Source organism: Psychrobacillus soli, assembly GCF_006861775.1.
GTDB lineage: Bacteria > Bacillota > Bacilli > Bacillales_A > Planococcaceae > Psychrobacillus > Psychrobacillus soli.
Window position 1 is genome coordinate 15,609 of sequence record NZ_VDGG01000052.1, and the last position, 12,101, is coordinate 27,709.

General features: G+C 37.3%; 12 protein-coding genes and 1 rRNA gene. 10 read left to right on the forward strand and 3 right to left on the reverse strand.

What is annotated here, in order from left to right:
- The first annotated feature begins 83 nt into the window (after positions 1 to 83).
- The 5 genes from FG383_RS17830 (at position 84) to FG383_RS17850 (ending at position 5,715) form a co-directional block, all read left to right on the forward strand.
- The gene (locus FG383_RS17830) at positions 84 to 1,103 is read left to right on the forward strand and encodes an ABC transporter ATP-binding protein (RefSeq protein ID WP_142608755.1); all 1,020 of its coding nucleotides are present in this window, start codon (positions 84 to 86) and stop codon (positions 1,101 to 1,103) included.
- Positions 1,078 to 2,061: an ABC transporter ATP-binding protein gene (locus FG383_RS17835; RefSeq protein ID WP_142608756.1), complete on the forward strand. Its 984-nt coding sequence runs from the start codon at positions 1,078 to 1,080 to the stop codon at positions 2,059 to 2,061. Before FG383_RS17830 ends, FG383_RS17835 begins: the two co-directional genes overlap by 26 nt.
- A gap of 24 nt (positions 2,062 to 2,085) precedes the next feature.
- A complete protein-coding gene (locus tag FG383_RS17840; protein ID WP_142608757.1) occupies positions 2,086 to 3,729 on the forward strand; it encodes an ABC transporter substrate-binding protein in 1,644 nt (547 codons plus the stop codon).
- Positions 3,730 to 3,798: 69 nt separating this feature from the next.
- The gene (locus tag FG383_RS17845; RefSeq protein ID WP_142608765.1) at positions 3,799 to 4,803 is read left to right on the forward strand and encodes an ABC transporter permease; all 1,005 of its coding nucleotides are present in this window, start codon (positions 3,799 to 3,801) and stop codon (positions 4,801 to 4,803) included.
- A gap of 24 nt (positions 4,804 to 4,827) precedes the next feature.
- Positions 4,828 to 5,715, forward strand: a complete 888-nt coding sequence (locus tag FG383_RS17850) for an ABC transporter permease (protein WP_142608766.1) — start codon at positions 4,828 to 4,830, stop codon at positions 5,713 to 5,715.
- A gap of 39 nt (positions 5,716 to 5,754) precedes the next feature.
- Here FG383_RS17850 and FG383_RS17855 read toward each other — a convergent pair whose 3' ends face one another.
- The gene (locus tag FG383_RS17855; protein WP_142608758.1) at positions 5,755 to 6,837 is read right to left on the reverse strand and encodes an FUSC family protein; all 1,083 of its coding nucleotides are present in this window, start codon (positions 6,835 to 6,837) and stop codon (positions 5,755 to 5,757) included.
- 38 nt (positions 6,838 to 6,875) lie between these two features.
- Entirely contained in the window at positions 6,876 to 8,168 is a 1,293-nt protein-coding gene (locus tag FG383_RS17860; RefSeq protein WP_142608759.1) for a glutamate-1-semialdehyde 2,1-aminomutase, read from the reverse strand.
- A 124-nt stretch (positions 8,169 to 8,292) separates the two neighbouring features.
- Between FG383_RS17860 and bcp the strand changes: the two genes are divergently transcribed.
- From bcp to perR, 3 genes are all read left to right on the forward strand, one after another.
- Positions 8,293 to 8,781, forward strand: a complete 489-nt coding sequence (gene bcp / locus FG383_RS17865) for a thioredoxin-dependent thiol peroxidase (RefSeq protein WP_142608760.1) — start codon at positions 8,293 to 8,295, stop codon at positions 8,779 to 8,781.
- On the forward strand, positions 8,778 to 9,722 hold the full coding sequence (locus FG383_RS17870; protein WP_142608761.1) for a D-2-hydroxyacid dehydrogenase: 945 nt from the start codon (positions 8,778 to 8,780) through the stop codon (positions 9,720 to 9,722). The genes bcp and FG383_RS17870 overlap by 4 nt, the downstream gene beginning before the upstream one ends.
- Positions 9,723 to 9,834: 112 nt before the next feature.
- Positions 9,835 to 10,278 (forward strand): peroxide-responsive transcriptional repressor PerR, encoded by a 444-nt coding sequence (gene perR / locus FG383_RS17875; protein ID WP_142608762.1) that lies wholly within the window; start codon positions 9,835 to 9,837, stop codon positions 10,276 to 10,278.
- Positions 10,279 to 10,354: 76 nt separating this feature from the next.
- On the opposite strand, the gene FG383_RS17880 is transcribed toward perR, so the two are convergent.
- A complete protein-coding gene (locus tag FG383_RS17880) occupies positions 10,355 to 10,699 on the reverse strand; it encodes a YgzB family protein (RefSeq protein ID WP_142608763.1) in 345 nt (114 codons plus the stop codon).
- A gap of 133 nt (positions 10,700 to 10,832) precedes the next feature.
- Between FG383_RS17880 and FG383_RS17885 the strand changes: the two genes are divergently transcribed.
- The gene (locus tag FG383_RS17885) at positions 10,833 to 11,699 is read left to right on the forward strand and encodes a nucleotidyltransferase-like protein (RefSeq protein WP_142608764.1); all 867 of its coding nucleotides are present in this window, start codon (positions 10,833 to 10,835) and stop codon (positions 11,697 to 11,699) included.
- A 339-nt stretch (positions 11,700 to 12,038) separates the two neighbouring features.
- A 16S ribosomal RNA gene (locus FG383_RS17890) occupies positions 12,039 to 12,101 on the forward strand; the annotation flags it as partial.

The window sequence follows — 12,101 nt, forward strand, 5'->3', positions numbered from 1 at the left end:
ATAAGGTTAATATGTGTAAAATATTAATATAGCTTATTAATTAATAGAAAATTGTAAATTGTCTTAAAACTAGGGGGTGCGTTATGACAAAACGTGAAATCATTTTAGAAGTGAAAGATCTTCAAACTTCCTTTTTCACAGATGATGGTGTCATTCCATCCGTAGACTATGTAGATTTTCACGTAAAAGAAGGGGAGATACTTGGAATAGTTGGGGAATCCGGGTGTGGTAAAAGTGTTACGTCCCTTTCTATAATGGGCCTAGTTCCGAGTCCACCAGGGAAAATTACAAATGGTCAAATTTTGTTTAGAGGAAAAGATTTAACGAAGTTCTCTGAAAAAGAGATGAGAAAAGTTCGTGGCAATGATATAGCAATGATTTTTCAAGAACCGATGACGTCTTTAAATCCTTTATTTACAATAGGGAACCAGCTAATGGAAGCGATTACATTGCATAAAAAAGGCTGGAGTAGAAAACAAGTGAAAGCAAGAGCGATTGAAATGTTGAAACTTGTTGGTTTACCTAGGGCAGAAGAATTGATGAAGGATTATCCCCACCAGCTTTCAGGAGGGATGCGGCAACGCGTAATGATTGCGATGGCTCTCGTTTGTGATCCAAAGGTTCTCATTGCGGATGAACCGACGACTGCGCTAGATGTAACGATTCAAGCACAAATTTTAAAACTAATGCGCGAATTGAATGAAAGGCTTCATACAGCAGTTATTTTAATCACGCATGATTTAGGAGTAGTAGCTGAAACCTGTGAAAGAGTAGTTGTTATGTACGCTGGAAAAGTAGTAGAAGAAGGAACAGTTGATACGATTTTTAATAATCCGCAACATCCTTACACAAAGGGATTAATCGCTTCTGTACCTGATATGCGCTTTAAAAAGCAACGTTTGTACTCTATTCCAGGAAATGTACCGAAACCTGGTACGATTCCAAATGGCTGTCGATTTGCGGCACGCTGTGAATCCGTGTTTGGAAGATGTACTGTAGAAAATCCTTCATTATATGAAACATCTGATAACCATAAAACGAGATGCTTCTTATACGACGAGAAGGGGGTAGGAGTTAATGACAAAACCGCTGCTACAAGTTGAAGGATTAAAAAAGTATTTTCCTATTCATTCGGGCGTATTGGCGAAACAATCGGGTTATGTGAAAGCCGTGGATGATGTATCTTTTCATGTAAATGAAGGAGAAACACTTGGAATAGTAGGGGAGTCTGGTTGTGGTAAATCTACTACAGGTCGAATGTTAATGAGATTGCTAGAACCAACAGAAGGTAAAGTGACATTTGACGGAAAAGAATTGACAAGTATTTCAAATAGCGAAATGAGAAAAGCAAGAAGAGAAATTCAGATGGTATTCCAAGATCCATATGCATCTCTAAACCCACGACATACAGTTGAAAAAATATTAATGGAACCGCTCAAAGTTCATAATATTGGCGATGCGAAGAGTCGTAAAAAGAAAGTATACGACTTTTTAGAAATTGTCGGATTAAGTAGTTATCATGCCAAACGTTATCCCCATCAATTTAGTGGGGGACAAAGACAACGTATTGGAATCGCAAGAGCATTGATGACAAATCCGAAGTTAATCATTGCGGATGAACCAGTATCTGCACTAGATGTATCGATACAAGCCCAAGTACTTAATCTTATGCAAGATTTACAGAAAGAATTAAAGCTAACGTATATATTTATAGCCCATGATTTAGGGGTGGTGCGTCATATAAGTGATCGAGTGGGCGTTATGTACTTAGGAAGAATGGCGGAGCTTGCTACTAGTGAGTCATTATATGCGGAGCCATTTCATCCATATACAAAGGCATTACTTTCAGCAGTTCCTGTTCCAGATCCAGGGCACCAAAGGGAGCAGATTATATTAGAAGGAGATATTCCAAGTCCTTCAAATCCTCCAACAGGCTGTACATTCCATACAAGATGTCCTTACAAAATGAAAGCGTGTACATCCGTAGTGCCTAAGTTAGAAGAAGTAAAACCTGGTCATTTTGTTGCCTGCCATTTATACAATGAGCTAGTGCAACATTGATAATAAATTTACGGAGGGGTTAATATGGGAAAAAAGAAAATATGGTCATTTTTACTTTTGATGCTAGTTGCGCTGAGTGTAGTTCTTGCTGCATGTGCTTCTGACGATGCATCCGAAAGTAACACAGAGAAAGAAAACGAAGGAACGACAGAAGAGGATACTGGTTCTACAGCAGCTGAAGATAAAGTACTTGTCTTTGGTCGTGGGGGAGATTCCGTATCACTAGATCCAGCAGCTGTAACGGATGGAGAATCCTTCAAAGTAACACAAAACGTATTTGAAACACTGTTAAACTTTGGAAAACAAGATACTACGATAAATGAAGGATTAGCAACAAAATGGGAGCCATCAGAAGACGGACTTACGTACACTTTTACACTTCGTGAAGGGGTTAAATTCCACGATGGAACAGACTTCAACGCAGAAGCTGTAGTGAAAAACTTTGAGCGCTGGGCAAATGGTTCAGAAGACAAATTCCCATACTACGCTTCCATGTTCGGTGGATTTGTAGGGGATGAAAGTCATGTAATCGAGTCTGTAACCGCAGATGGTGATTATACAGTAGTATTCAAATTAAAACGTGCACAAGCACCTTTCTTAAAAAATATTGCTATGAGCCCATTTGGAATTGCAAGTCCAACTGCATTTGAAGCATCGGGTGATAAATTTGGAGACAATCCAGTAGGTACTGGACCATTCAAATTTGTAGAATGGAAACGAAATGATTCAGTTACGGTTGAAAAATTTGCAGATTACTGGAATGTAGGCTATCCAAAATTGGATAAAATCATTTTCCGTGCAATTCCAGACAATTCTACACGTTTAAATTCGTTACTTACAAATGAAATTGACTTAGCGGATGGTATTAATCCATCAGATGCTGCAACTGTAGAGGGCGATTCTAATCTTCAATTATTTGAGCGTCCATCGATGAACGTAGGATATTTAGGGTTAACAACTACTCGACCTCCTTTTGATAATGTAAAAGTTCGTCAAGCGATTAACTATGCGATTGATAAGCAGTCAATTGTTGATGCATTTTTCGAAGGCCGTGCGGAAATTGCGAAAAACCCAATGCCACCTTCTATTAGTGGATACAATGAGGATATTCCAGGGTATGAATATGATCCAGAGAAAGCGAAGCAATTACTAGCAGAAGCTGGACTTGCAGATGGATTTGAAATGGAACTATGGGCAATGCCTGTACCACGTCCATATATGCCAGATGGAGCAAAAGTTGCGGAAGTTATTCAAAAGAATTTAGAGGATATCGGTGTTAAAGCAACAATCGTTTCATTTGAATGGGCTACGTATTTAGAAAAAGCACGAAATGGAGAAGCTGATGCCTTCATGCTAGGCTGGACAGGTGATAACGGAGATGCAGATAACTTCATCTACGTATTACTAGATGGCGATAATATTGGAAGTAACAATTACACTTATTATGACAATCAAGACTTACACAAAATCTTAATCGCGGCACAAACAGAAGTGGATGAGGATAAACGTAATGAATTGTATAAGCAAGCGCAAGAAATTATCTTTGAAGATGCACCTTGGGTACCGCTTGCTCACTCAACTCCATTACTTGCAGGTAAAGCAGATATTGTAGATTTCTTACCTCATCCTACTGGATCTGACAAATTAACGAACGTCGACTTTAAGTAATAGGCTTGAAGGGGAGAGGTCTTCGTGATTTCTCCCTTTTTCATTCAATTTGATGGAGAGGTGAAGACAGTGATCCACTATATTGGAAAAAGATTACTGCAACTAATTCCTGTCTTACTAGGTATGACATTTGTTGTATTTATGATTATTCGAGCAATTCCTGGTGATCCAGCACAAGTTATTTTAGGGCAATTAGCATCAAAAGAAGCAATTGAAGCGCTGCGCCTTAAATTAGGATTAGATAATCCATGGTATGTCCAATACTTCGATTACTTAGCGGCACTTTTAAAAGGAGATCTAGGGGAATCGATGCGTACAGTGCAGCCGGTTTCAAAAGAAATTTGGCCTTATTTAGCAGCTACTTTTGAACTTGCTTTGTTTGCTATTATTATTGCTGTCATTATTGGGGTAAATGCCGGTATTATTTCTGCTTGGTTCCAAAATTCCTGGTTCGATTATGCCGCTATGATTATTGCATTAATCGGTGTTTCAATGCCTATATTTTGGCTAGGTTTAATGGAACAGTGGTTTTTCGGAATTGAACTTCAATGGTTTCCGACATCTGGTAGAGAAGAAGTGAGGAATCCCGTTTCGGCGGTCACGAACTTATATGTAATAGATACAATATTGAACGGTCGTTTTGATCAGTTAGGGCAAGTACTAAAGCATCTAGTATTACCTGGTATTGCACTCGCAACGATTCCAATGGCAATCATTGCTCGAATGACGAGATCTAGTATGCTAGAAGTAATGCGTGCTGATTATGTTCGTACTGCAAGAGCAAAAGGGCAAAAAATGTTTTGGGTTGTTTACAAACATGCCTTAAAAAATGCGATTATTCCAGTTTTAACTGTTATCGGACTTCAAACAGGAATGTTACTGGGAGGAGCCATTTTAACAGAAACAATCTTCAGTTGGCCAGGAATCGGAAGATATATTTATGAAGCAATTCAATTCCGAGATTATCCGGTCATTCAATCAGGAATTCTTATTGTTGCATTCATTTTTGTCATGATTAACTTAATAGTAGATATTTTATATGGTTTAATCGACCCAAGGATTAAATACGACTAAAGGGGGGAAATGAATATGACGCAAATGGTTCCGAATTCGACTAATGAAATAATGGTTAAAAAAGATACGTCGACAGGTCCTTGGCTAGATGCATGGCGAAGCTTTCGTAAAAATAAAGTAGCGCTTGTTGGAGCGGGGATTGTTCTTTTCTTCCTACTTTTAGCGATACTTGGTCCGTTCATCGCACCACAAGGAATAAATGATCAGTCTTTAAAAGACCGACTGCTTCCTCCATCCAGCCAGTATTGGTTTGGAACGGATGATTTTGGACGTGATATTTTTTCACGAATTATTCATGGTGCTCGCATATCATTGTGGGTTGGATTTTCATCCGTTATTGGGTCGGTTGTTGTAGGAAGTATTTTAGGAATTATTGCTGGTTATTACGGGAAGTGGATCGATACCATTATATCCCGAATATTTGATATAATGCTAGCTTTCCCGAGTATTTTACTCGCAATTGCGGTTGTGTCTGTGCTAGGCCCATCTTTACAAAACGCACTCATTGCCATTGCCATTATTAATATTCCGAACTTCGGCCGACTCATTCGATCGAAAGTGTTGAGCATTAAAGAAGAGGAATACATAACGTCTGCAAAAGCGATTGGGATGAAGGATTTACGTATCCTATTTTCGCATATTCTTCCGAACTCGATGGCACCCGTAATTGTTGCGGGTACGCTTGCGATTGCTTCTGCTATTATTGAAGCGGCAGCTTTAGGATTTCTTGGTTTAGGAGCGCAAGCACCGGCACCAGAGTGGGGGAAAATGCTTGCAGATGCGCGTGTCGTTTTGCGTAATGCACCGTGGGCGATGATTTTCCCAGGGATTGCGATTATGTTGACGGTATTAGGATTTAACTTAATGGGAGATGGGTTGAGAGATGCTCTCGACCCGCGGATGAAAAATTAAAAAAACGTGTCACCTAGCAATCTAGGTGACACGTTTTTGTTAGTAAGGCGTTTCTTCTATTTCTACGGTTAGTTCTTCGCTATGGAAATTTAAATAGGATGTGATTAATGTATCTACATGCTCTAGTTGTTCTTCGTATTTTAAAATGGATGATAATAAATGTAACAAATGATACGTCGAAAATTCTTCTTCGATTCGGGTTAAAGCAATTTGTTGGACAAAAATGTCCATCACTTCTTGTCGTTGAATAAAAGCTTCTGAACTCTTCCATTCAATATGTTCCGGTTTTAACTTTCCGATGAATTTTAAATGTAGTTGTTCATGATAAGCTAAAAGTGCATCTAATCGTTCTTTAATCATCATTCGGAAATGTTCCGGAAGTTCTAAAACCTCATTTTCATGAAGGTGAAGTCTTTTCAAAACATCTAAGCTTTTATAGGAAGTGGAAATTAGTTCACGATAAACAACTAATTTTCTTCCCTTCGTATAAATTGCTTTTTTTGTATAACCTCGTTCTTCTTTGAAAAATGAATATAATTGATCTACGCGAGCTAGACGTTCTTTTAGCTGATGGATCGCTTGTTTTGTAGAGCTATGCTCCGATGCACTACGTACCGCAATTCGGGTCCAACGAATAACCTCGTCTTGCGTATAATGTATCGCATTAAATAATTTAGATTCAAATTTAGGTGGTAGAAATATGAGATTCACTATAAAAGCAGAGATGACACCTACTAAAACAGTTGAAAATCGTATTAAAGCGAATGTAAAAAAGTTATCACTTTGGATTTCCATGATCGCAATAACAGTCACAAGTGCTAAAGGAATCGTTTTTTCTAACTTTAGTTTTAACATGAGCATGATTGCAACGATTGCAGCAAATCCAACGGCTATAAAGTGATTCCCAAACATAAGAGCAAAAATCACTGCAATTGCTGCCCCAATTAGATTAGATTGTACTTGCTCTATGACAGTCAAATAGGATCTATATATAGAAGGTTGAATGGCAAAAATCGCAGCTATTCCTGCAAAAACAGGACTAGGAAGCTGGAGTAAATCGGCTATGAATAAAGAGAAAACGATGGCTACTCCAGTTTTAAAAACGCGAGCTCCTACTTTCATTGAATCCTATCCTTTCAATATGTGCGGATCTCATGTATTTATTGCTTTAGCTGAGCAAAAGCATGATTCACCGCAACAATTGTTTCTTTTATATCATCTTCTGTATGCGCAGTCGTTATAAACCAAGCTTCGTATTTAGAAGGTGCAAGATTAATGCCTTGCGCTAGCATTAGTTTGAAAAACTTAGCAAACATTTCCCCATCACTTGCTTCGGCCTGCTCATAGTTTTCTACAGTTACATCGGTAAAATAAACCGAAAGTGCCCCTTTTATGCGATTGACGGTAATTGTAACATCGTTTTTCTTTGCAGCTTCTAATATACCTGTTTCTAAAATTGCCCCAAGTCTATCTAATTCCTCATATAAACCAGGTGTTTGTAAAACTTCTAGACAAGCAATACCTGCTTGCATGGACGCCGGATTACCAGCCATAGTTCCTGCTTGGTAAGCAGGTCCTAGTGGAGCGACTTGTTCCATAATTTCTTTTTTTCCACCATAAGCCCCAATTGGGAGACCACCACCGATAATTTTTCCAAGTGCAGTTAAGTCCGGTGTTTCGTTTAGCATACTAGATGCAGCACCATAGTGGAAACGGAATGCAGTAATTACTTCATCATATATGACAAGCGACCCTTTTTCCTTCGCTAATTTATGAACTAGCGGTAAAAAGCCTTCATTTGGTTCTACCATTCCAAAGTTTCCTACGATAGGTTCTACTAGAATACAAGCGAGTTCTTCTCCCCATTTTTCCATTGCTTCTTCATACGCTTTTGGATCATTGAAAGGAATCGTAATAACTTCTTTTGCAATGGACTGTGGAACTCCAGCGGAATCTGGTGTTCCAAGTGTAGCAGGACCTGATCCAGCAGCTACTAATACTAAATCAGAATGCCCATGATAACATCCAGCAAATTTCATCACTTTTGTTCTTCCTGTATAGGCACGTGCAACACGGATGGTTGTCATAACCGCTTCTGTACCTGAGTTTACGAAGCGTACTTTATCCATAGAAGGGATTGCTTCTTTCAACATTTTTGCAAAAGTCACTTCATGCTTTGTAGGGGTACCATATAGTAAACCCGTTTGAGCAGCTTTTGTAATGGCTTCTGTAATATGTGGATGTGCGTGACCAGTAATAATAGGTCCGTATGCAGCTAAGTAATCAATATATTTATTGCCATCTACATCGTAAAAATAAGCCCCTTCTGCTCGCTCCATTACGATTGGTGCTCCTCCACCAACTGCTTTATAAGATCTAGATGGGCTATTCACACCGCCTACAATATGTTCAAGTGCTTCTATTTGTATTTGTTCAGATGTTGTTTGTTTCATTATTTATAACCTCCGCCATTTTCGTATGTTTCTATTGTAGACAATAATAGTGAAAAACGCTAAAGAAATTGAATCTCTTGCGGTAATTCGATACGATAGAAGTAGAAAAAGAGGAGGGAAAATGATGACAATACTCGAAGGAATGATTGCACCAAAGTTTTCATTAAAAAATGAACAGGGAAAAATTGTATCATTAAATGACTTTGCAGGAAAGCAATATGTTGTTTTGTATTTTTATCCGAAAGATTCAACACCGGGTTGCACAACAGAAGCGTGTGATTTCAGGGACAATCATGAGAAATTTGCCGAATTAAATGCTGTCATTTTAGGTGTGAGTGCGGATGATGAAAAAGCGCATACGAAATTTATCGCAAAACATGGTCTTCCATTCTCATTGTTAATCGATGATACACATGAAGTATCTGAAGCATATGGCGTATGGAAGTTAAAGAAGATGTTTGGCAATGAATATATGGGTATTGAACGGTCAACATTTTTAATTGATCCTACGGGTACTGTTGTGAAAGAATGGCGCAAAGTGAAAGTCGGTGGTCATGTAGAAGAAGCATTAGAAACATTAAAAAAATTAGATGCAAATGGTGAGCTACTGTGAAAGTATTATTTTCATTTTTTCCCAAACAAGATCAACAAACTAGTTTAATGGAAAAGTTTCCACAAGCAGACTTCATCTTTCGAAAATCATTAGATGAAGAAGTATTAAAAACAGCTGATATACTCGTGACGTATGGAGAAGATCTTTGTGCGTCTCATTTAGAAACAGCAACACAACTAAAATGGATTATGGTCGCTTCAGCAGGACTTGAAAAAATGCCTTTAGAGGAAATTGCTAGTCGGAATATTATGTTGACGAATGCTCGAGGGATTCATAAAACTCCGATGGCAGAGTCCATCATTGCCCATATACTTTCCATCAAAAAATCACTTCCAACTATGGCTAGAAATCAGCGAAATGGGGAGTGGTCACGAAAATTGAACTCATCGGAGCTTTTTGGTTCTACTGCATTAATACTAGGTGTTGGTGCAATTGGTAGTGAGGTCGGTAGGCTTTTACAAGCATTTGGCGTACGTACTATTGGTTGTAATCGAAGCGGCAAAATCGCACCTTCAATGGATGCAATGGTTCCTTTTAGTAAACTTAAAGAAACACTGCCAGATGCGGATATTGTCATATCCATTTTGCCTAGTACGGAAGAAACAAAACATTTGCTTACATATGAGCAATTTCAGTGTATGAAACAATCCGCTATCTTTATGAATTTCGGTAGGGGTGATGTTGTTAAGGAGGAAGAGTTACTCCGTGCATTAAAAGAAGAGTGTATAGCATATGCTGTTTTAGATGTATTTGAAAAAGAGCCACTTCTACAAGGTCATCCATTTTGGGAGATGAACAATGTCATCGTATCTCCGCATGCTTCTAGTCATTCTTCACAATATGTTATAAGGGCGCTAGGAATTTTTTCTAACAATTTAACGGAATGGTTGAATGGAAGCGATCAATTAGAAAATATAATTGATGCAAAAAGAGGTTATTAAAAGAGTATCTATATCTCTAGTGCTTTAAAAATTTGACAGCCCCTGCATTTCCTCTTTATACTTATTATAACAATTACAAATTAATAATGAATATGAAAAGAGGTGCATTGCGATGACGGAAGTACATTTAAGAGATGCTTTAGATACATTAAAATCAACTGGTGTACGAATTACGCCTCAACGCCATGCGATATTGGAATTTATTATCCAATCTATGTCACATCCCACTGCGGACGATATATATAAAGCTCTAGAAAGTAAATTTCCAAGCATGAGTGTTGCAACTGTTTATAATAACTTACGCGTGTTTAGAGAAGCGGGATTAGTTAAAGAGCTAACGTACGGCGATTCTTCTAGTAGATTCGATTTTATCACGAATGATCATTACCATATGATTTGTAATACATGTGGTAAAATTGTAGATTTTCATTACCCCGGTCTTGATGAAGTTGAGCACTTAGCATCCCATTTAACTGGTTTTGATGTAAGTTCACATCGTATGGAAATATACGGAACGTGTCCTACTTGTAAAGAACAGGCGACGAAAGTGCAATAAAAAAACGAGCGTATCGAGTACGCTCGTTTTTTAATGCATTTGAACACTATGTTAATATTAAAAACAAAGTATTATATTATTTCTTTCTATTTAGTGATTGATCGAATTCTTGTCCTTCTAGAGCAGGGTCAAGTGTAAGTGGTTCTTTGCAATACATGCACATATCCACTCTTCCTAAAACTTTTGTATGCTTTCCACAGTTTGGGCATACTACTTGTACAGCTCTAGTAGATAGTAAACCGATCCAACCGTATACAGCCGTACTTCCAATAATGGATAACAATCCAAGCGTCATGAAAATCGTAACTAAAATTGGATTTTCTCTAAAGAAAATGGCACCATACATTATGATAAATCCAAAGAATATGAGACCAAGCGCAAAGGAACGTATTCGATTTATTTTGTTTTTATAAGGTTTCATTTTTCATCCTCCTAAATTCTAAATCCACTATATCATATTTTAGGATAAAGTAATGTTTTGAAGTAAACATAGAAGGAAATCTAAACTAATTGTCGAAAAGCTATATATAGAAGGAAACAAAGGAGGCTCCATTTTGGAAGCGTTATTGAGACCAATTTATCAAGAAAGAGCAAGTGATCCAAATACAATAGGAATTATATCAATAGAAAAGCGTGAGGAAGTTAGTCCCATTACAGATACCTTTGATTCTATTTTATTAATAGTAACGTTAGAGTCGGAACAACCGATTTTTACAAAACATTATTCATATGATGATAAGAAGGCAGCAATGCATATTATTACTCAAAAACAATTATGGAAATGGTTACTCGTTGGTACTAATCCTAAGCTAGTTGATTGGATTATTAATGGACGAGTTGTTTTTGATCGAAATGAATATGTAGAAAATCTGAAAAAAGAGCTATACGATTTTCCGATAAGCGTAAGAAAGGTAAAGATGGGTATTGAGTTTGCAAAGCTTAGTAGAAGGTATATGGAAGGTAAAGTGTTTTTTGAACAGTTAAATTATCTAGATGCTTATAATCATATAGTAGATTCTTTACATCACTTAGCCCGACTAGCAGTATTCGAAAATGGGATGCATCCAGAGGTGATGGTATGGAAACAAGTTAAACAACTAGATCCTGCTATTTATAAACTATACGATGAACTTATTTCGAGTAAGGAATCGTTAGAGAAAAGATTAGAACTTTTATTTTTAGCTAGTGAGTTTTTTATCCATTCAAGAACAAAAGATGGGGCTCAACATATATTAGAGGTTTTGTCCTCTAAAGAATTTTGGACTATTCAAGAGATACATGAACAAGAAGAACTGAAAAAGTATTCGGTGGACCTTGAAGTTTTTATTGAATTCTTAGTAGATAAAGGTTTAATTTTAATAGAAAAACAAACGACTAAAAGCAATGCAATCATGCATAGATGCTACAAAGTAAAGCGTTGATGAGTACACAATAAAAACGAACAAATAATTTGTTCGTTTTTATTGTTGACAATATGATTCTATTTGATGTATCATAATAAACGTCGTCAAGAACGAAACGAAATAACAAACTTACGACAAAAAAACTTTTTAAAAAACTTCTTGACTTAGTAAATCGAAAATGATAAAGTAGAGAAGTCGCAAAAAACAAAACGACAAAATGAACATTGAAAACTGAACATGCAAAACGTTAAGAAATATAGCTTGAAAGATTAACTTCGGTTATCTAAACAAGCAAAACAATTTTGACATCATTTAATGATGATGCCAGCAAAACAACATGAGCTTTTTAAGTTCTCTATTATGGAGAGTTTGATCCTGGCTCAGGACGAACGCTGGCGGCGTGCCTAATACATGCAAGTC